The 21644-nt window shown below is 52.3% G+C and carries 17 protein-coding genes; 10 read left to right on the top strand and 7 right to left on the bottom strand.

The window, feature by feature from the left end:
• Positions 1-227 precede the first annotated feature (227 nt).
• The 8 genes from T502_RS00535 (at position 228) to glmS (ending at position 9304) form a co-directional block, all read left to right on the top strand.
• Positions 228-959: an ABC transporter ATP-binding protein gene (locus T502_RS00535; protein ID WP_042705152.1), complete on the top strand. Its 732-nt coding sequence runs from the start codon at positions 228-230 to the stop codon at positions 957-959.
• Positions 944-2059, top strand: a complete 1116-nt coding sequence (locus T502_RS00530) for a SufD family Fe-S cluster assembly protein (protein ID WP_042705151.1) — start codon at positions 944-946, stop codon at positions 2057-2059. Before T502_RS00535 ends, T502_RS00530 begins: the two co-directional genes overlap by 16 nt.
• A 29-nt stretch (positions 2060-2088) precedes the next feature.
• Positions 2089-2736 carry a cyclase family protein gene (locus T502_RS00525; RefSeq protein WP_052358930.1) on the top strand — a complete coding sequence of 216 codons (648 nt, stop codon included), beginning with the start codon at positions 2089-2091 and terminating at the stop codon, positions 2734-2736.
• A complete protein-coding gene (locus tag T502_RS00520; RefSeq protein ID WP_042705150.1) occupies positions 2733-3401 on the top strand; it encodes a hypothetical protein in 669 nt (222 codons plus the stop codon). Before T502_RS00525 ends, T502_RS00520 begins: the two co-directional genes overlap by 4 nt.
• Positions 3402-3456: 55 nt before the next feature.
• Positions 3457-4875 carry a phosphopentomutase/phosphoglucosamine mutase gene (locus T502_RS00515; protein ID WP_042705149.1) on the top strand — a complete coding sequence of 473 codons (1419 nt, stop codon included), beginning with the start codon at positions 3457-3459 and terminating at the stop codon, positions 4873-4875.
• A 125-nt stretch (positions 4876-5000) separates the two neighbouring features.
• Entirely contained in the window at positions 5001-6248 is a 1248-nt protein-coding gene (gene glmU / locus T502_RS00510) for a bifunctional sugar-1-phosphate nucleotidylyltransferase/acetyltransferase (protein ID WP_042705148.1), read from the top strand.
• A 71-nt stretch (positions 6249-6319) separates the two neighbouring features.
• A complete protein-coding gene (locus T502_RS00505; RefSeq protein WP_042705147.1) occupies positions 6320-7471 on the top strand; it encodes a sugar phosphate nucleotidyltransferase in 1152 nt (383 codons plus the stop codon).
• 36 nt (positions 7472-7507) lie between these two features.
• Positions 7508-9304 carry a glutamine--fructose-6-phosphate transaminase (isomerizing) gene (gene glmS, locus T502_RS00500; protein ID WP_042705146.1) on the top strand — a complete coding sequence of 599 codons (1797 nt, stop codon included), beginning with the start codon at positions 7508-7510 and terminating at the stop codon, positions 9302-9304.
• 160 nt (positions 9305-9464) lie between these two features.
• Here the strand turns inward: glmS and T502_RS00495 are convergent, their stop codons facing one another.
• Both T502_RS00495 and T502_RS00490 read right to left on the bottom strand, forming a co-directional pair.
• A complete protein-coding gene (locus T502_RS00495; RefSeq protein ID WP_042705145.1) occupies positions 9465-10535 on the bottom strand; it encodes a GHMP family kinase ATP-binding protein in 1071 nt (356 codons plus the stop codon).
• Positions 10536-10691: 156 nt separating this feature from the next.
• Complete coding sequence (locus T502_RS00490; RefSeq protein WP_042705144.1) at positions 10692-11276, bottom strand: ferredoxin domain-containing protein; 585 nt, start codon at positions 11274-11276, stop codon at positions 10692-10694.
• Positions 11277-11444: 168 nt separating this feature from the next.
• On the opposite strand from T502_RS00490, the gene T502_RS00485 reads away from it, so the two are divergent.
• Positions 11445-12347 (top strand): pyridoxamine kinase, encoded by a 903-nt coding sequence (locus T502_RS00485; protein WP_042705143.1) that lies wholly within the window; start codon positions 11445-11447, stop codon positions 12345-12347.
• Between the two features lie 184 nt (positions 12348-12531).
• On the opposite strand, the gene T502_RS00480 is transcribed toward T502_RS00485, so the two are convergent.
• The 5 genes from T502_RS00480 to T502_RS08695 form a co-directional block, all read right to left on the bottom strand.
• Positions 12532-13242 carry a glycosyltransferase gene (locus T502_RS00480; RefSeq protein ID WP_042705142.1) on the bottom strand — a complete coding sequence of 237 codons (711 nt, stop codon included), beginning with the start codon at positions 13240-13242 and terminating at the stop codon, positions 12532-12534.
• A gap of 103 nt (positions 13243-13345) precedes the next feature.
• A complete protein-coding gene (locus tag T502_RS00475) occupies positions 13346-14107 on the bottom strand; it encodes an ABC transporter ATP-binding protein (RefSeq protein WP_042705141.1) in 762 nt (253 codons plus the stop codon).
• A complete protein-coding gene (locus T502_RS00470) occupies positions 14104-15219 on the bottom strand; it encodes a FecCD family ABC transporter permease (protein ID WP_052358928.1) in 1116 nt (371 codons plus the stop codon). Before T502_RS00470 ends, T502_RS00475 begins: the two co-directional genes overlap by 4 nt.
• Positions 15220-15301: 82 nt before the next feature.
• On the bottom strand, positions 15302-16087 hold the full coding sequence (locus T502_RS08700; RefSeq protein WP_042705139.1) for a vWA domain-containing protein: 786 nt from the start codon (positions 16085-16087) through the stop codon (positions 15302-15304).
• 23 nt (positions 16088-16110) lie between these two features.
• Positions 16111-17301, bottom strand: coding sequence for an ATP-binding protein (locus tag T502_RS08695; protein ID WP_042705138.1), 1191 nt, complete (start codon positions 17299-17301; stop codon positions 16111-16113).
• 410 nt (positions 17302-17711) lie between these two features.
• Between T502_RS08695 and cobN the strand changes: the two genes are divergently transcribed.
• On the top strand, positions 17712-21638 hold the full coding sequence (gene cobN / locus T502_RS00455) for a cobaltochelatase subunit CobN (protein WP_042705137.1): 3927 nt from the start codon (positions 17712-17714) through the stop codon (positions 21636-21638).
• Positions 21639-21644: the final 6 nt, after the last annotated feature.

Below are 21644 nucleotides of genomic sequence, written 5' to 3'. Positions count from 1 at the left end.
TCTGAGGATTCGTTCTTTGATACTTATTGTAAGTAAAAATTGTTCGTACATGATTTAATATATTGCATAAATCGTTCGTAATATGTCGAACGTTTTTGAATGAGTTGTTCGGCACCGATCTTTGAGGCACCGATCTTTGAAACAGGGTTTGGAATTTTTCGACATTGCTATATTCAAATATGATCATAATCTGTAGACAGATCACACGGAAAACTGGTGAATGGAATATGCTGAATATTGAAAATCTGCATGTGGAGATCGACGGCAAGGAGGTCCTGCATGGCGTCAGTCTTGCTATCGGCGACGGCGAAACCCATGTTCTCATGGGGCCCAACGGCTCGGGAAAGACCACATTACTGCGCACGATAATGGGATTCTCCGGTTACAAAATAACGGAAGGCAAAATATACTTTAAAGGCCGCGACATAACCGAAGTGCCCCTCGACGAACGTGCAAGATACGGAATGGGAATGATGTTCCAGCGTCCGCCGACACTCTCGGGACTCAAACTCGGAAAACTGCTCAACGCCGTTGCCAACTGCTCCCCCGAGAGCATAGGCAGATTCGGGGAAAGGATGAAGATGTCCGATTTCATGGGTCGTGACGTCAACGCCGGTTTCTCGGGCGGAGAAATCAAGAGAAGCGAGATCCTACAGCTTCTTGTCCAGAACCCGGATTTCATCATGCTCGACGAGCCCGAAAGCGGCGTCGACCTCGAGAACATTGCCCTTATCGGCAAATCCATAGCGACCCTTCTCGAGAAAGACCGCCACATCGTGCACAGAAACAAATCGGGGCTTATCATCACCCATACGGGATATATCCTCGACTACATCGAAGCCGATGCCGGTCACATGCTCTGCAACGGCGAGATAAAATGCCACGGAAATCCGCGTGAAATTCTCAAATTAATTCAGGAAAAAGGATACGGGGAGTGCATCAGATGTCAGAAGAACTAATCCCCGATATCTCCGAAGAAGACAAAAAACGTCTCGAGATGGGCGGCATCGAACTCGATGAATCCAACCGTTCGGGCAGTTTCATCCAGACGGATCAGCACATTCATCACTCGGAATCAAAGATTGAAGGCATTGAGATGCTCCCAATCGATATCGCGCTCAAAAAATACGACTGGCTCAAAGAAAAATTCTGGAATATCGTCGACCGCGATAAGGACGAATACACCCGCTTTGTAGCAAAACGCGAAGAGGAGGAGGGTCCGAGAGGTTTCGCCGTAATCGCAAGAAAGGGAAGCAAGAACATATTCCCGCTCCAGTCCTGCCTCTTTATGCAGAAATCCGAGGTCCAGACCGTCCACAATATCATCGTCGCCGAAGAGGGCGCCGAACTTCACCTGATTACGGGCTGCACGAGCAGTATCGGTCGAAAAGAAGGCACGCATTACGGCATTACCGAGACCTATGTAGGTAAGAACGCTCTCGTAAGCAATACCATGATTCACACATGGGGCGAGAATATCCGCGTTCTTCCCCGCAGCGGCACCGTGGTCGAGGAGAACGGAACCTTCCTCTCCAACTACGTCAGCATGAATCCCGTCGGCTATGTCCAGATGTATCCGGTCGCGAACCTTGTCGGCAAAAACTCGGTCGCCAGATTCAACTCCGTCATCATCGCTCACGAAGGCTCCGAGCTCGATATGGGTCAGGGCGCTCTCCTCAACGCCGAAGGTGCCTGTGCCGAGATTATATCCAGGCTCATAACGACGGGCGGCAAGGCAATCTCGCGTTCGCGTATCGTAGGCGCCGCCGACGGTACCAAAGGTCATATCGAGTGCAAGGGACTCATCCTCAAAGACGGCACAATTCATGCCGTTCCCGAAATAGAGGGACAGCTCACTAACACCGAGATATCCCACGAGGCTGCGGTAGGAAAGATTGCCCGCGACGAGATAGAGTATCTCATGGCAAGGGGACTCAACGAGGAGGAGGCGACCGCGACCATCATCCGCGGATTCCTTGACGTCAAGATAAACGGACTTCCCGACTCGCTTCAGAAGAAGATTGACGCCGTGATAAACGCCGCCGAATCCGGATTCTGATAAATTGATTTCAATTTTTTTACATTACAATGGCATTCCATGACATAACACGGGCTTTTGACGGCGATATGATGGTCTACCCGGGCGACCCCGCGATCTCGGTAAAACAAAAGGAAGAGAAGGGGTGCAGAGTCTCGGCTCTCTCTTTATCCACGCACAGCGGGACACATCTGGATGCGCCGTCGCACTACATAAGCAGCGGCATTACGGTCGACAGAATCCCCTTCGAGACCTTAATGGGCGAAGCAAGAGTCATCGACCTCTCGGCAAACTTCGGCTCGATAGGCAGATACGACCTTGAAGGTAAGGTAAAGGGGGCAAAGCGTGTCCTGCTCAAGACCTCGTTCTCGGGTAAGCGGAGTTTCACGGATAATTATCCGCATCTGACCAATGAGGCGGCGGAATACCTCTTAAACGAGGGAGTAATCTTCATAGGCATTGATACACCCTCGATAGAGTCCTTCGGCGGAAACGGCAGTGTTCACACCCGCCTTCTCTCGAATAACGTCATATGTGCGGAACTTCTGGACCTCTCGTTCGTAACCGCGGGTGTCTACAATATGATTGCCCTGCCGCTCAGACTGAAGGGTCTCGACGGAGCGCCGGCAAGGATAATTCTCTCGGATATTGCCGGACGCGAACGCGGCTCTGTCGGCGGCGAAAAGGAGAAGATATGAGCATAGTCTCCGATGCCGTAAAAATACTCGAAAACCGCATCTTCGGCAGCGGCTGCGAGGACGGACTCGTAAGAATATCTCCCACGGCATCGGCAGGCTGTCCCTATGAGGACGGAATAACGGTTGTCACGGAATACGGCGGCAGGGTCTCGGAACTCTCAACCTCGTTTCCGCTCGATGCGACATCCAAGGTCTCGTTCATGTTTGACAGCCCGCTGAAGTCGCCCGTTCAGAGAACGGCGGCATGCGCAATCTTAAACGTCATCTCGAATTTCATGTGCTTTACCAGAAAAGGACGTGCCTGCGGCGAAGAATCGCATAAAGCCTGCCTTGATGAGCTGACAGCTCAAATCGCGGGGAAAAAGGTATATCTGAACGGCTGCCTCACGAATCTCGAGGGCATGCTCCTTGAGGCAGGCTCGCTTTACCCCGAAAAGCGTGTTACCCTTGTCGGCAAACCCGAGGATGCCGACGTCATCCTTGTCTCCGGCGACGGTCTCTTCGATAAGGAGAAGCTTGCCGTAACCGAGAGATACTTCGGAAACGACGGAAACTGTGGAAACGGCGATTGCGCTTCAAAGGAACTGATCTTCATCGGTCCCGCCGTCACGGGATTCTGCGTCATGCACGGCAGAAAACATCATTGTCCCTACGGCAGGCGATGATTCTAACCGTTTAATTCCGAATATATATCAAGTATTAAGAAAAATCAGATAGTATATGCTGTTCGGCTCATCGGGAATCAGAAAGATATACGACAGTGAACTCCTCTTTCTCGCTCTTAAAACGGGAATGGCGGTTTCCTGCGAAGATACCCCTAATTCATCCGACTCCGAGACTCTTTTTTCCTGCGCAGATTCTTTTGCGGATTCGTCAAAATCGTCAAAGGCTGCAAAACCGACAGAACTGACAAAATCGTCAAATCTCTCAAAACCGTCAAAACCCGCAAAACTGACTATAATGACGGGACGCGACTGCAGGACGAGCGGAAAGATTCTTCAGGACGCGTTTACCGCCGGCGCTCTTCATTACGGCGCAAAGGTAATCGACGGCGGCATTGCCCCGACACCCACGGTCGCATATGCGGGCAGGAATACCTCGTTCTCCTGCTGTATCACGGCATCGCATAATCCCGAGGAGTTCAACGGCTTAAAACTCTTAAATCCCGACGGATCCGCGTTCACTAAGAGGCAGCAGGCAATAACGGAGAGGCGAATCGCGGCTTTTGAAGGGGGCAAACCGTCAGGAAAAGCCTCGTGGGAGAATCAGGGGACGGTGTCCGCCGAAGATATCATAACGCCGCATAAGTATAAGATTCTGGACTCGTTTGATATAAGCGAAAAGCTCCGCATGGTCGTTGACTGCGGTTGCGGTGCCGGCTCGGTGATAACCCCAAGTCTCCTTGCGGACGCGGGCGTTAATGCCGCGTGCATAAACTGCACCCCGGGCGGAGTCTTTGCACGGCCTTCCGAGCCGCTGGAGGCAAATCTGCCCTACATTCATGATTTCGTCCTGAAACGCGGCGCGAACGGTGCGATTGTCCACGACGGCGATGCCGACAGATTCATGGGTTTCGACGAGAAGGGACGCTACATCAGCGGAGACCACCTCATGATGCTCTTTGCGGAGTTTCTGGGGGCAAAGCACGTGGTTACGACCGTCGATGCCTCAATGGCAATCGAGGAGACCGCCGAGGTTCGCAGGACGCCGGTCGGCGACTCCTATGTCTCCGAAGAACTTCTCTCATGGGGCGATTTCGGGGGAGAAGCCTCGGGAGCGTGGATCTTCCCCGAGATGTCGCTCTGCCCCGACGGTATCTATGCCGCAGGTCTCTTCTGCAGCATTGCCTCCGAGCACAAAATCTCGGAACTCGTCGATAAGATGCCCTCGTATCCGATATTGCGGAGTTCCTACCCCTGCGGAAATGCAAAGGAGGTGCTCACGGCGATGGGTGCGGAGAACCCGACTGACGGGCTCAGAATCACGGAAGATGACGGCTGGTGCCTGATTCGTGCGAGCGGCACCGAGCCTAAGGTAAGGATAACCGCGGAGGGTAAAACAACCGCGAGTGCCGAAAAGATGCGGGAAAAAGGTCTGACAATGCTGAAAGCGGCAGGAAAGACTTTATCCCACGGATAAAGAGAATAAATAAACGGTTACAACAGATTACAATAATATAATTCGATAGTAAAATTCAATAATAAAATTCAACAGTAAAATTCAATAATAAAATTCGATACTAAATTCGATAACGGACAGATAGAATGGAATGCGTGATACTGGCTGCCGGCGAAGGAAAAAGGATGCGTCCGCTGACAGCCTCAAGACCCAAGGTAATGCTCCCCGTCGCTGGCAGACCAATGCTTGAGCATCTGATTGTCTCCGCCCGCGATGCGGGTATAAAGGACTTCATACTCGTTGTCGGCTATAAAGAGCAGGATATCAGGGATTACTTCAAAGACGGCGACCGGTTCGGGGTAAAGATCAGGTATGCCGTGCAGAGAAAACAGTCGGGAACCGCAAACGCTCTCCTGTGCACCGAAAATCTTCTCAAAGGTCCGTTTATGCTATTAAACGGCGACATGATCCTCGATTCGGACGATATCCTCGCCTTCTCGAAGAGTTCCGTTCCCTGCGTTGGCACGGTGGAGAGCAGTCATCCGCAGGATTTCGGCGTATTGGACGTCGACGGCGCCAAAGTCCTCTCAATAGTGGAAAAACCCAAAGAGCCGAAGAGCAATCTGGTAAATGCCGGCATATACCTCTTCGATACCGGCATATTTGCCATCCTTAAGAGCCTCTCTCTGTCCGAACGCGGCGAATACGAGCTTCCCGACGCACTTATGCAGTATGCGGAAAAAGGAATGCTCTCTCACTTTACGCTCTCGTCATGGTTTGATATCGGCGAGCCGTGGAATCTCCTCGACGCAAACGAGAAGATGACAAAGGCGATTTTTGCGAAGACCGCCGGCGGGGACGGCGTCACCTCCGCCAGTGCCTCCGATTTCATCAAAGGAACGATTGAGGACGGCGTATACATACACGGCAATGTCATCCTCGGAGAAGGCAGCGTTATCAAATCAGGCACCTATATCGAGGGCGACTGCATAATCGGAAAAGACTGCGACATAGGTCCGCATGCATATATCAGGGGCTGCACCTCGGTCGGCGACAACTGCCATATAGGTCACAGCGTCGAGATAAAGAACAGCATAGTCATGAAAGGCACCAAAATTCCGCATTTCAACTATGTCGGCGACAGCGTAATCGGTTCGGGCTGTAACTTCGGTGCGGGCACAAAGGTAGCCAATCTCCGCCACGACAGAAGAGATATCCGCTGTGACGGCAGAGATACCAAAAGGAGAAAGTTCGGCGCGGTTATCGGCGACGACGTGCAGTTCGGCATAAACTGCTCGGTAAATGCCGGAAGCTGGATAGGCAGCCGCGTCAAAGCGGCGCCGAACTCTTACCTTTCGGGAAAGATAAACGATGATACCGTACTCGGGAGATAAATCGGAGATAAAACGCATATAGGAACTGAGATACACACTGAGATATACGGAGATACACACGGAGGTAAAAAATGCAGGCAGTAATTCTCGCGGGCGGCGAAGGTCAGAGGGTAAGACCGCTGACGCATTCGCAGCCGAAAGTAATGATTCCGGTCGCAAACCGTCCGATTCTGGACTATGTCATAGAATCGGTCGAAAAATGCGGCATTAACGACATAATCGTCGTTGCCGGATACAGAAAAGAGCAGGTCATAAGATATCTCAACGACCTCGATACCGGCGTCTCCGTCGTCGTTCAGAAGAAGCAGCTCGGCGTTTTCGATGCTTTGCGGTGCGCAAAAGACCTGATAAAAGGCGATTTCCTCCTTATTCCAGGGGACAACTACATAGATTCCGAGTCGCTCTCGCGCCTTAAGGCGGAGAGAAACGCCATGCTTACCGCCGAGCACCCGTATCCCTCAAACTACGGCGTTGTCTCGGTTTCGGGCGGAATGGTGAAAGGTATTTCCGAAAAGCCCGCTCTTGCCGAGAGTATGACGGTGAGCACGGGCTGTTTCTCGCTCACTCCCGATATTTTCAACTATCCGGCGACCTGCATGATCCCCGATATCATCACGGATATGGCGAAGAACGGCAGACCGATAAGAGCCGTGCCCGCAAACCGCTGGCATGATGCGATATATGCATGGGATCTGCTCAAGATGAACCGCATGGCTCTTGAGATGGTAAAGCCATCGATATCGGGAAATGTCAGTAAATCGGCGTCGATAACAGGTCATGTCTCAATCGGCATCGGAACCGTGATCAGTCCCTATGCGGTCGTCTCGGGCGACGTCGTCATCGGCGAGAATTCCTATATCGGACCGCATACCTGCATAATGCCGGGAACCTCAATCGGCTCAAGGGTTCGTGTCGAGCCGTTCACCTATGTGGAGAACTCCATTCTTATGGACGACTCCTCGGTCGGCTCGCATTGCCGCATTACCGACAGCGTCATCGCAAAAGGGGCAAAACTAGGCTCCAATGTCGCGGTCGAGCCTTCATATTCGGCGGTGGAGGTAGACGGGCATTTCTTTAAGGCATTCTTCGGCTCGGTTGTCGGCGACAACTCGACGGTTGCGCCTTTTACCGTGCTTAAGCACTGTGTCATCGGAAACTCGTCCGCGGTTGAGAACGGCAGAATCATCGAGGGTTTTCTGCCGGACGGAAGTATTGTCAAGTAATCTGCGGGTAAGCATCAGTGAGAAGGATATCGTAAAATGTGCGGGATAGTAGGTTATGTCGGAGAGCGCAATGCCGCGCCCATCATTGTCGAAGGGCTTAAGTGCCTCGAATACCGCGGATATGACTCGTTCGGGCTCGCTGTGGCGGACGGCACCGCTACTGACGGCGGCGGCAAACTTACCGTCGTCAAGAAGCAGGGCAGAATCTCGGATGCCGGAAGCGACGTGTCCCTTGCCTGCGGCAATATAGGTATAGGCCATACGCGCTGGGCAACCCACGGCGTTCCGAGTGACGTTAATGCGCATCCGCATACCGACTGCACGGGGGATATCGCGGTCGTTCACAACGGCATCATAGAGAATTATGCCGAGCTTAAGAAGACTCTCATCGCGGAGGGACACGTTTTCAAATCCGAGACGGATACCGAGGTCATTGCGCATCTTCTCGAGAAATTCCGCAATGCCGCGGCTGAGAAAGGTCTCTCGGGTATCGAAAAGGTCGATTTCGCTGTGAAGAATCTCATGGATACTCTTGAGGGTTCGTTTGCGCTGCTGATTCTCATCCGCGGCTTTAACGGTCTTATTGCGATAAAGCGCTTCAGCCCGCTCGTTCTGGGCATCGGCGACGACGAACTCTTTGCATCCTCGGATATGACCCCGATACTTGAGCATACCCAGAAGATCCTCTTCCTTGAGGACAACGATTATGCGTATCTGATGCCGGACGGCATCCGCTTATTCGGCTACCCGTCCGCAAAGACCGTGGAGCGCGATGTAAAGACCGTCGACTGGGACGTCGAATCCGCAAAGAAGGGCGGGTACGAATACTTCATGGAGAAGGAGATCTTCGAGCAGCCCGCGGTCTTTGTCAACTCGTTCAGGCAGAAGATCGATGACGGCGCGGTTTCGGTGCTGAAGAAGGCATCCTCGATTACGGTGGTCGCCTGCGGCAGTTCGTATCATGCGGGTCTGATATTCCGCTATCTTATGGAGAAATACTGCAAGATTCCGGTTCGCGTAGAAATTGCCTCGGAGTTTCTGAATTTCACGACGGCGAAGGGCACGGTTGTGATTGCGGTCACGCAGTCCGGCGAGACCGCCGATACCCTTGCGGCGCTGCGGCATGCGAAGGCAAACGGCTGTCCCGTATTTGCGGTTACAAACGTCCTCGGAAGCAGTGTCACGCGTATCGCCGATTATGTCCTCTATACCCGTGCGGGTCCCGAAATCAGCGTGGCGGCGACGAAGTCCTTCATAGCGCAGTGCGCCGTTCTCTTAAGGATTGTATCCATTATAGGAAAGGGCATCTTCGAGAAGGAACTCTTTGAGATATACCCCGTTCTCGAAGAGACCCTGCTCTTTGACCCCGCTGATGCATCCGCGGTCTGCAAAGATGCCGAGAACATCTTCTATGTGGGACGCGGCGTCTACTATCCGATATCTCTTGAGGGTGCGCTCAAGATGAAGGAGATCACCTATATTCACGCCGAAGGCTGTGCGGCGGGCGAACTTAAGCACGGTCCTTTCTCCCTTCTGACGCCGAAGACGCCCGTGGTTGCGGTCTGCACTAAGGACGACGCATATCCCGTCATGATCTCGAACATAAAAGAGATGAAAGCCCGCGGTGCTCCCGTAATCGCCATCGGCAGCGGCGGCGATGCGGATCTTAAGGAGATAGCGGATATCTTCATACCGCTTCCGAGATCTAAGAATATCTGCGAGGTCATCTCCGCAACTATAATCCTTCAGATGATTGCCTACAATACCGCGGTTCTTCTGGGAAGGGATGTCGACAAGCCCAGAAATCTCGCAAAAAGCGTAACCGTAATCTGATATCTCGTCAGATTTTACGGTTTTTAAGAGGGTTATTTTCAATTTCGGCGATGAGTGCCGTTCATGTTTTGAGGTCACAAATTATGACCTCAAAAATTTATTCTAATTATGGCGAATTCGCCATAATTAAAATCGGGATATTTTCGGGAATCGGTTCTGCTCAAAGGAAGCAGATACCCTTATTGTCCACTTTTGTCTCGATTGCCGTCTCAAGACCGAGTTTTTCCGTTATCTTTCGCATCTCGTCGGGGGATTTCTCCGTGATGACCGCAATCGAAGGTCCGACCGAGCTCATGCCGACGAACTCGATACCCTCCTCGCGAATCATGCTCATGAATTTGTAGATGGAGAACGAATTGTGCTCGACTTCGGCACGCTTCGAGCCTCTGAAATCGAATTCCCAGATGATATTGCCGATTTTAACCAGATCGTCGCGCTTGAGGGCGGGAATCAGGTCCATCATCACCATATACGCCTTGAGTTCGCGGTCACGGTAATCCAGCACCCTTGCCCGATTCATCAGAACATTGAACTCGGACTCGCCTGCGGCACTCACGGTCACCGGCGGAATCAGGATATAGACATTCCTGCCTTCCGCGAACTTTGAGTTGTGGACGAGAGAGAGCTCGTCGCCCATGACCGACATGCCGCCGTAGGTGATTGCCGCAGGTCCGACGCCGGTCTCGAATCCGCCGATGATCCTGCCGTCGGTCGTCTCCTCGACGTAGTTGTAGCCGACGAGAAGTCTTATGTCCTCAACGGAAAGCGGGTTTCCGAGCGCCGCACTCATGGCGTTTCCGACCGCGGTCAGTGCCGAACCCGTAGATCCGAGACCGACATGCTCTTTTTCATGGTCACGGATGCAGATCTTAAAGCCGCCTTTGTAGCCCGTGACCTTCTTTATGACCTCGACAAAGTGCATGATAATCGGCACCCGCGAATAGTCTACCGTCGTCTCCTTATCCGTGCATTCCACGACCGCGGTCGTGTAGAGCTGTATCGCAAACCCGATACCGCCGCCTCCGGGACGGCTCGGTGAAAATCTGTTCATGTCGAGAACGCAGAGATGCACTCTGGCAGGCACTTTTACGGTATGTTTCCCGGGCTTTGGCTCTATTTTGTAAGTTCTCTCCTCCATGCCGCAGGTTTTTATGTTTTCGCCGATGGAAAACGGTGAAAAATCATATTCCACAAGATCCAGGTCTCCGCCGCGGATCATCATCTTAGCCATGTTTATACCTTAATGAAATCAATGAAAACAGAACTTAATTTTGACGCAGTAATATTCTGACGCGGTAACGCACGTTTTCGGAATCACGTTTACGAATAACGTTTTCGGAGTAATCCTCAGGTGTCCTTATCTTAATTCCGCACGGAAATGGTCTTTTCAGTCCCGTTTCCTGTCAAAATATAAGTTCTTACCTGAGGCTGACAGTGGAATCGCATACGCCGTGGTACACCCATCCAGCCAACCGAGTTTCAGTGCTCCGACGCCTGCCGAATACATTATCCTGTTATCGACATTGTGCATCGCCGCGGTCTTAGCCGCCGAACCCAACGCAATTCCCAGATCCGCCGCCCTTACGGCGCAGTTCGGTCCGACAAATGCCGAGTCGCTCTCCGAATTGTTTGTTGATTCGAGATTCCTCTTCTGCTCTTTCCCCATTGCCGCACAGCTCTTATATCCGCATGCGCCGCAGTTGAGTCCAAGACTTGCGTCCGCTTTTGCCCCGATTACGAGACAGCAGTCGGAATTTTCGACATTGTTTGCGTCGCGGCTGAAAAAGCCGAGTTTGTGCATCTCTCCGAATTTTCTCATGGAATCCGCGAGAATCTTCAGATCGTTGCCGTATACAGTCCGAATGACAATAACGTCGCTGCCCTTTGCCTTGGGTGCCGTGCGTGCCGCTACGGCCATGAGTTTTGCCACGGTAAGCACACCTTCGTAAATTGCATCGTTTTCGTCCTGCATATATGATGATGGGCACTGATTTTTAATAAAGTTTGGTTTATTGTTCCGCATCAGTTCCGCAGTAGTTCCGCAGGCTTCTGGTGCGCAAAGGTCGTGCCCGGCGTGAAAGATTTCAATACTGTGAACATTGAATAATAACGATGCGAGTATAAGCGGGATTCATATATCATGGTAAAGAAGGTAGTTCGTACTGCAGTGCCGCGGGTGGCGGCGATAAACGATCTCTCGGGTTTCGGTCGCGCGTCGCTTACCGTCGCAATCCCCATATTGTCTTCGATGGAGGTTCAGGCATGCCCGATTCCGACCGCCGTCCTCTCGACACATACGACGGGCTTCAAGGATTACTGCATTGTCGATATGACGGATTTCATGCGGGATTGCGTCTCCCACTGGACGTCCATGGGGCTTACGTTCGACGCCGTCTACAGCGGTTTTCTGGGATCGCCGCAGCAGATGGACATTGTCACGGATTTCGTCGAGTCGGTCAGGAGGAACGACACACTTGTTGTCATAGACCCCGTTATGGGCGACGACGGAAAGACCTACGGTCCTATTACCGACGAGATGGTGACGCGGATGAGGAGTTTTGTGGGTATTGCCGATATCATAACGCCAAACGTCACCGAAGCGGCATTCCTCCTCGATGAGCCGTATTCAAAGAATATCGACGAGCAGACCGTGATGGACTGGCTGCCGCGGCTTGCGGACATGGGTCCCGGCATTGTCGTGGTGACGAGTGTGCCGTCGCCGAAAGAAGAAGGTCGTCTTTCGGGCAGGACTTCGGTCCTTGCCTATGACCGCAGCGACGAACGTGTCTGGAAGGTATCCTGCGACTATATCCCCGCACATTACCCGGGTACCGGCGATTCGTTTACGAGCGTGCTCGTCGGCAGTATCCTTAAGGGCGACAGCCTTCCGCTTGCTCTCGACAGGGCGGTGCAGTTCACGACGCTTGCAATCCGCGCCACATTCGGTTACAGGATACACCCGCGCGAGGGAATTCTTCTCGAACGCGTTCTGGACACGCTCCGAAGCCCCGTTGTCATGAGCAGTTACGAGCTGGTGAAATAACCGGCAAAATCATTTTTTTATCGTTTTAACCTGTTTTTATTGATTTAATGTTTTTATTGATTTAATGTTTTGATTGATTTATTGTTTTAATGATTTAATTTTGTCAAAAAAGCAGTATTTGTGTAAGATTGGGATTGGATTATGAATTTTGAGTATATCCGCCGGCTTTCACTTCTTTCGCTTTTCACTTGTATGTCTTGCCCGTATACGAGTATTTGTCGGACTTGCCGCCTTTGAGGACGATATAGAGCCAGATATAGAGCGATTTCAGGGTGCCGAACTTGACATATCGGCGCATCGAGAACTTCACCGTCATCTTCGGGTTGAATTTGACCTTGCCGATCTTTCGCATGCGCTGCGCAATCTCGAGGTCGTCGCCGGCATCTATGCACTTGTAGCCGCCTATCGAGTCATATGCCTCTTTTACGAATGCCGTGTTGCAGCCGAGCGTGTAGTAGAGCGTATGGGTATAGTATCCGAGCCTCGAGAACTGATTTGCAAGCCAGAGATAGAATTTGAACTTGACCCCGGGTTCGAGCGGGGTGACGGTGCCGTAGAGCTGGACGATTTTATCGTTCTTTTCGAACGAAGCCAGAACGGTTTCGAGCCACTCCGGCGGGATTATGCAGTCGGCATCGGTTGTTGCAAGGATTTTCGCGTCCGCAAGTTTTGCGCCGTCGTTTCTTGCGCCGCCGACACGCTTGCTCGTCTGAATAATGACGGTATCGGCGAGTTTCTCGGCAAGTTCGCGTGTTTTATCCTTCGAGCCGCCGTCGACGACGATAAGCTCGTAATCGCTTCGCGGAATTGTCTGATTGCAGAGCGAGGTCAGGCAGGCGGTAATATTATCCTCTTCATTGAAAGTGGGTATGACAACAGATATTCTATGAACCATTTATACAGAATAGTTGGCTTTTGACCGCAATATATATTTGGAATTCCCGCTGCGGGCGCTATGGACGCTGTCGGCGCTGCAGGGCCCGCCGTCGTTCAATCCGTCATTCGTATGCCAGAACGAAGCGCCCCTTATCGTTCTCGATAATTTCGGCTTTAACCCCATAGACCTCGAAGATTGCCTTGGGAGTCAGAACGTCGGCAGGTCTGCCCGCGTCATAGACCTCGCCGTTTGATATGAGGACTACTTTATCCGTGTAGCGTAAAGCCAGATTCAGGTCGTGGAGTGCGACAATCATGCCCGAATTGTCCCTGCGGATAATATCTCTCATTGTCGTGAGGGTATCTATCTGATAGCGCAGATCAAGGGAGCTTGTAGGCTCGTCAAAGAGGTAAAATACGGGTTTCTGTGCGATTGCACGGGCAATGAAGACCCGCTGGCGCTGCCCGCCCGAGAGTTCGTTTATCTGCCGCTCCGCAAGATCGCGTATGTTCATGGAGCGGAGTGCGTAATCTACGGCGGCAAGGTCTTCGTCGCTCACCGACCAGCTCATATACGGCGTTCTGCCGATGAGAACTGTCTCGAGAACCGTCGTATAACTGCTGTAGGTGAAATACTGCGGCACATAGCCGATAAGTTTCGCCCTGTCGACAGGGTCTATCTCGTCGATGGATCTCCCGTCGATCTTGATTTTGCCCGATACGGGCTTGAAAAGGCTGGAGATAATCTTTATCGTCGTAGATTTTCCGCAGCCGTTGGGACCGAGGAGCGAGACTACCTCGCCCGAATCTACACTGAAACTGACGTCCTTCAGGACCTTGTAAGTGCTGTAGTTGTGAACCAGATTCATTACGTCTATCTTCATTCGAGTCCCGCCCCCCGTCCCTTGACTATGAGATATATGAAGAATACTCCGCCTATGAGATACATGATGATGCCGACCGGCAGCTCAATCGGGGCAAGGACAATGCGTGCCAGCGTATCCGAGACCACCAGAATGAGTGCGCCCGCGGCGGCGGCACAGGGTATCAGATATCGGTTGTCGTTGCCGATTATCATGCGGCAGATATGCGGCGCCATGAGCCCCACGAAACCGATGACACCCGTAAACGCCAGACATGCCGAGGCGCCGAAACTGACGATTAAGAGACCCTGGATTCTGAATCTTGCGACGTTGATGCCGAGATTTTTGGCAACGTCGTCGCCTGCCGAGAGTGTGTTCAGTTTCCAGGACCTCATCTCCATTATGATGAAGCAGGCAAGCGTAATCGGGAAGAGGATGATGACCGCCTGCCAGCTTGCGCCCCACATGCCGCCCATGAGCCAGATGATGATGTCGCGGAGCGACTCGTCGCTGGAGATATACTGCATTGCCAGAAGTCCCGCCTGGAAGATGTATCCGATGACGACACCCGAGAGGATGATTATCGACTGCGAAGCGCTTCTGGAATGCGAGAGCAGATAGATTATCGAGACGCTCATCCAGCCGAAGACGAAGGCGCTGAATATCATCAGGACGCTGTTCATGCTCAAGGTATATCCGAAGAGATATGCCGTGCTCTTATAGAGCGAGCCCAGGACAATTGGTCCGAGGACAATCATGAATGCCGCGCCGAACGATGCCGCGGAGGAAAGTCCGAGCGTGAACGGGCTAACGAGGGGATTTCTGAGGAGTGCCTGCATGACCGCACCGGCAAGAGCCAGACAGACGCCGGCGAGTGCCGCAAGGAAGATACGCGGCAGTCTCAGATTGAAGAGGATCATCGCGGTGTTTTCGTTGACGGCATTGTCGGAGATTCCGGGGATGACGGAGTTGAGCAGCACGGAGATTATATCGGAAGGCGGGATGTATACGCTTCCGCTGGCGGCGGCAAAGATCATCGCGAGTATCAGAAGTACGATCGTAACCGCGATTACGGCGATCTTCTGACCGTGCATCTTTGCGTATGCGGTGTTTATGCTCGTTTCTTCTGCCATATTTTTCCCCTGATTATTCGATGTCATTTAATGATGTCATTAATGTTCGATTATCCCGCTGTTCAATCATCCTGCAATTCAATTATCCCGCAAGTTCGCTGAGTTTCATGTATTTTGCGCCCATGGCATCGGCAAGTTTTCTGGCGTAGCCGAGGGCGACAAAGCCTTCTTCGGAGTCGAGGACAAGGGCGGGTATCTTTGCCTCTTTAATCATCGCCGCCATCGAAAAACTCTCGGAGAGCGGGTTTTTGTCCGAGAGACTCACGTTTCCCCTGCCGTCCGAGACCAGAATCAGAAGCGGTTTCGTCAGGCGATTCTTCATCATCTCGGCGGAGATGGTCTCCAAACCTTTCTTCAGACCTTCGGCAAGAGGCGTCTTGCCCCCGATCTCAATCTTTTTCATGTACTCCTGCGCCATCGCGATATCCGAGGTAAGCGGGAGTATGACCTTCGCGCTCTTTGCGCGGAAGGTAATCAGCCCTATCTTGTCCCGTTTCTGATAAGCGTCGATGAGCAGGGAGAGGATTGCGCCTTTTACCGCGGACATGCGTTTTTGTGCGCCCATGCTCCCGCTTGCGTCCACTATGAAGAGTATGCTGTTCTCGCTTCTCCGCTCCATTACCTTCTCGCGAACGTCGGAGAGGACTATACGCAATGCCGTGTTATAGTCCGTATCCGAATTCGCGGATGAGCCGCCCGCCGATGATGCCCGCGACGTTCCGTTTCTGGCCGCGGCACGAATCGTGGCATCCATGGCGATTGTTTTGGGCTTGCCCTGCGGTATTCTGCTGCCCACATATCTTCCCGAGGAACTTCGGGTAACGCTTCGCCTGCCGCTTCCCTCCCTTACTATGCTGTCAATCTTCAACTCGGGAGTCAATGCTGAAGATTTTACGCGAAAGGGTCCGATGCCTTGAAGAGTTTCGTCTCGGAACTGTCCGAGCCGCTGCCGCTGCTCTGTTTCTGTTCGCCGGCGTTGTCCTGCGGCTCGTTCTGTGTTTCCTTCCGCGTCGTCTCCGAATCGTTCTCCTTCTGTTCGGATTTATTGTGATTCTTGGCCTTCTCAATCGACTCGTCTATCTTCTTGTCGTCATACTGCTCGTTCGAGAACGGCGTTTTTCTCATCCTGTGCGCCAGAACAAGTTTTGCCGCCTCTTTTATATCGTCTTCGGTGACCTCGGTGCGCAGTTTGTAGGCGCAGAGGGTCTTGGCGGTCTTGACAAGCGTAATGTCGCCGCGATGACCGTCGACACCGGCATCCGTGCATATCTGGACGGCGATACGGAGCATATCGTCGGGGATGACGACGTCGGGGAGGAGATCTTTTGCCGCGAGTATCTTATCGGCTATCTTCTTGTCCGCTGCCGCCCATTTCGCCGTGAATCCCTTCGGGTCGTTCTCGAAATCCATTCTCCGTTTTATGATCTCAAGGCGTGTGTCAGCATCGGCAATACCCTCGATAACTGCGCAGAGACCGAATCTGTCGAGCAACTGCGGGCGCAGGTCGCCTTCTTCGGGATTCATGGTGCCGACGAGGATGAATGACGACGGGTGGGTATACGAGACGCCTTCGCGTTCGATTATATTAAGCCCCATAGCCGCGACATCGAGGAGAAGGTCGACGATATGGTCGTTTAAGAGATTTACTTCGTCCACGTAGAGGATGTTCCTGTGCGCCGCCGCAAGAATTCCGGGCTCGAACTTCTTCTCGCCTTCCTTGATGGCGGAGGATATGTCAAGACTGCCCACGACCATGTCCTCGGTCGCGGAGACGGGCAATTCGACGACGGTCATCTTTCTCTCGGCGGTACGGAGATTTATGAGGTTTTTCCTGCATTCCTCGCAGAAATCCTCGGGTTTTTCTGGATCGCAGCCGAAGGTGCAGCCGAGAACGACTTTATTCTCGGGAAGAAGCGCCGCAAGAGAACGTACGGCCGTAGATTTCGCCGTGCCTCTCTCTCCTTTGATAAGAACGCCGCCGATTGACGGATTTATAGCGTTCAGTATCAATGCCGTTTTCATTATGTCCTGACCGACGATTGCTGAAAATGGATAGATTTGACGATTGTGTGTCTTTGACATGCTTTCCTCTGCGCAGATATATGTCGGGATATCCTCCGTGATCTCCCCCGAATAACCCCGATATTTCAGAGCCGCGTTAACGGTGTTAACGGGGCTTTTTGCTTTGTTTTCGGTTCACGACGGCTTTATCCTAACAGTTTAAGGTGTATTAACTAATTACTGTCATTGCTATTTAGTATTATGTATTTAATTTTCGTAATACCGGATCGATGAGAGGGATCTTGCCGGAATTATGGCGTAATGGCAACGATATAGAGTTTTAACGGTAGTATTTGCCCGTTTACGCCTTCATATTTCTGTTCTTCGTCGCGGGAAAATCTGCAAGTCCCGCTCTGTACTGCTATGGAATAAATTCAAAATGATATCACTAAATAATACAATTATTAAATTTGTAATACTGAAGATAAAGTATGAAACTTGTTGCCGTAATGTGGGATGCATATATACCGCTGCTTAAACGGGCGGCAGATGAGGTCGGGGTCGAGGTATCGGCATATGCGAACAGAATAATCGAGGAAAACCGCGAACTTATCGAGGAGATTCTCAACAAATCCGCGGATGCGGACGTAATTCTGTTCAACCGCACCACACACAGTTTTTGGGAGGAGCTTTGCGCGAGTTTTAAGGATATTCGGGATAAAAAACCCGTAATCTGCGTCGGTTACGATGCGTCTTACTGGGGGCTGACCTCGACCGACAAGCAGATTGCGATTGATACCTACCGTTATCTTACAAGCAACAGTTACGAAAACTTCAGAAGACTTCTGATATATCTGGACGGTCATTTCGGCGATAAAAAATACGAGATTCTGCCGCCGATTGAGATCGCATTTCAGGGAATCGCACACCCGCAGGCAGGGAATACGATATTCGAGTCCCTGCCCGAGTTTCTGAACTGGTATGAAGGATATTTCGCGGAGAGAAGGGCTGTCGGGGCGGATAACGGCTCTTCGAGCAATTCGGATAATTCGGTTTCTTCTGATAATTCGGATTCTTCCGGCAGTCAGACCGCGGGAAAGTCGGAGAAGTATGTCGGCGTTATCATGTCGCGTGCCGCGTGGCTCTCGCAGAACTGCGAAATTGAGACAACAATCATAAAAGATCTCGAAGATCTGGGACTTAAGACAATTCCCGTCTTCACAAATTCGGTGCATGACGACAATCAGGGATCGCTCAACATCGCCGAGGTCATACGCAAGTATTACTTCCTCAACGATGCCCCGAAGATCTCCGCCGTGGTCAAACTGACAACATTCCTTATCGGAAAGGACGACAGAACAAGCAATACGGAACAGCTCAACACCGGCGTCTCTCTCCTGAAATCCCTGAACATCCCTGTTTTTCAGCCGATTATCTCTTATTACACGAATATCGAGGACTGGAAGGAGTCCAACGGACTTACCACCGATGTCTCGTGGGCGATTGCCATGCCCGAGTTTGAGGCTCTGATTGAGCCGATAATGCTCGGAGCGGCAAGAGAAAACCGTAACAACGACTACGAGAGAACCGTAATTCCGAGCCATTCGAAGAAGATCGCCGACCGCGTTCTCAACTGGATAAAACTGGCGGAGAAGAAGAACGGCGATAAGAAGGTCGTATTCATCCTGAACAACAACCCCTGCGCAAGCGTCGAGGCAAATATCGGTTCGGCGGCGCATCTGGACGCGGCAAGAAGCGTGGTAAACATCCTCGCATGCATGAAGAATGCGGGCTACAACGTCGAAGTTCCCGCCTCGGCCAAGGAACTTATGGACCTCTTCCTAGAGAAGAAGGCAATCTCGGAGTTCCGCTGGACTACCAAGTCCGAGATTGTCAGATGCGGCGGCGCCTTGTACCGGATGAGCACCGAAGAATACATGAAATTCTTCTCGTCGCTCAAGGAGCCGGTTCAAAAGAGGGTGAAGGAGATCTGGGGGGAGCCCCCCGGCGAAGGCATGGTGCTGGACGGCGACATCCTGATAACCGGACTTCGGTTCGGAAACGCAATCGTCGCCGTTCAGCCCAAACGCGGCTGTTTCGGTGCGCAGTGCGACGGCTCGGTCTGCAAGATTCTCCACAATCCCGACTGCCCGCCGACACACCAGTATATGGCGGCATACCATTATTTCGAGAGCATCTACAATACCGACGTCTTTATTCATGTCGGAACTCACGGAAATCTCGAATTCCTGCCCGGAAAAGGAACCGCACTCTCGGATGAGTGTTATCCGGCGATTCTCTCGGGACGAAAGCCTCTCCTCTATATCTACAATACCGACAATCCGCCCGAAGGCACGATTGCCAAGAGACGTGTCAATGCCACGCTTATCGGGCATATGCAGACGGCGATGTCGGTCTCCTCGCTCTACGGAGAATACGAGAAACTTGACAATCTCTTAAACCAGTACGAGACGGCAAAGACCGACCCCGCACGTGCCCATGCCCTGCATCACATGATACTCGAGGTGGTCTCTGCCGACAAATTCAAGAATCTGAATATTACCCATGAGACGCCGATTGAGGACGCGGTCAGAATCTGTCACGAAGCCCTGACCCTCATCCGCAACACAAAGATAGATTCGGGCATGCACGTCTTCGGAGAACTGCCGCAGGGCGACAGAAAAGCCGACATGATAACATCGATTCTGATGTATTCCGACGGCGTTGCCTCCGGTGACGCCCCGCTCTCGCTGAGGGATACCGTTGCCGCCGTATTCGGGCTTTCTTATGACGAATTAAAGAAAGACCCGTCGGCGTTCAATCTTAGATATTCGCTCTCCAACGGCGCTCTAATCGAGTATCTCTACAATAAATCGGTCACGGTCGTAAAGATGACGCTTGCGGGCGCGACCTGCGAGGATATCCTCAACGCGCTCGGAAAAAACCCTTCGGAGCTGAACGGGAGGATTGTCGCGAGCCTGAAGGATGCAATGGGAAAGATTGCGGATATAAACCGGCGCATTCTCGATTCAAAAGAGATGGATTCCCTTATGAACGGGCTTAACGGCGGCTATATCCCGCCGGGACCCTCGGGACTCGTCATTCGCGGACGCGTCGACGTTCTCCCAAGCGGCAGAAACTTCTACTCCCTCGATCCGACAAAGGTGCCGACGACCTCGGCATGGCGCGTCGGCGAGAGACTTGCCGATGCCCTGCTCGACAAATATCTGGACGAAGAGGGCAAATATCCCGAGAATGTGGCGTTCTACTGGATGTGCAGCGATATCATGACCGCCGACGGCGAGATGATGGCGGAGATATTCTCGCTTCTCGGAGTCGTCCCCGTCTGGAACAGCGGCGGACAGGTGAAGTCCTTCGAGGTAGTTCCGACCGATAAACTTGTACATCCGAGGATTGATGTGACAATCCGCATCTCGGGCATTCTCCGGGATAATTTCATGGGTGCCGTCAACCTCGTCGACAGTGCGATTGCCGCCGTATCCGTCCTCGACGAGCCGGATGAGATAAACTACGTAAAGAAGCATGTCGCCGAAAAGGTGGGCAAAGGGGTTGAATTTACGGAGGCGACCTCGAGAATCTTCAGTGCACGCCCGGGCGCATATACTTCGGGCGTGAATCTGGCAATACTTGCGGGCGCGTGGAAGACCGAGAAGGACCTTGCCGAGATCTTCATCGCCGTCAACGGCTACGCATACGGCGGCGCCAGAAACGGAAAAGAGACATATGAGCAGTTTGCCTCGAATCTCGAGACCGTCAACGTCACATTCAACAAGGTGGTCTCGGATGAGCACGATCTCCTCGGATGCTGCTGCTACTACGGAAATCAGGGCGGACTTACGGCGGCGGCAAGATACCTCTCGCAGAAACCCGTGAAGGCGTATTACGGCGATACGCGCGAGCCGGAATATGTCAGCGTAAGGACTCTTGCCGATGAGGTAAGAAGGGTGGTCAGGACAAAACTCCTCAATCCGAAGTGGATTGACGGCATGAAAGAGCACGGTTATAAGGGCGCCTCCGATATCATGAAGCGTGTCAGCCGCGTTTACGGCTGGGAAGCCGCGACGCAGGAGGTCGACGACAGCATATTCGACGATATTGCCGATACTTTCGTGAACGACGACGAGATGAGGGAGTTCTTTGAAGAGAACAATCCCTATGCCCTCGAAGAGATATCGCGCAGGCTTCTGGAGGCGGAGAGCAGGGGGCTGTGGAAGCCCAATCCGCAGACAATCGAGGATCTTAAGGAAAACTACCTCGAGATCGAGTCATGGCTTGAAGACAAGGCGGGCGACGGCACTTTCCAGGGCGGCAGTGTCGACGTGATTACCGCCGACGAGGTCGAGGGCTGGGGCGATTCGATAGCGGAGGTCATGAAAAAGGTGCATAATCGGAGATGATGTTTC

The organism is Methanomicrobium mobile BP (genome assembly GCF_000711215.1).
GTDB lineage: Archaea > Halobacteriota > Methanomicrobia > Methanomicrobiales > Methanomicrobiaceae > Methanomicrobium > Methanomicrobium mobile.
This window is presented reverse-complemented; position numbering and strand designations above follow the sequence as displayed.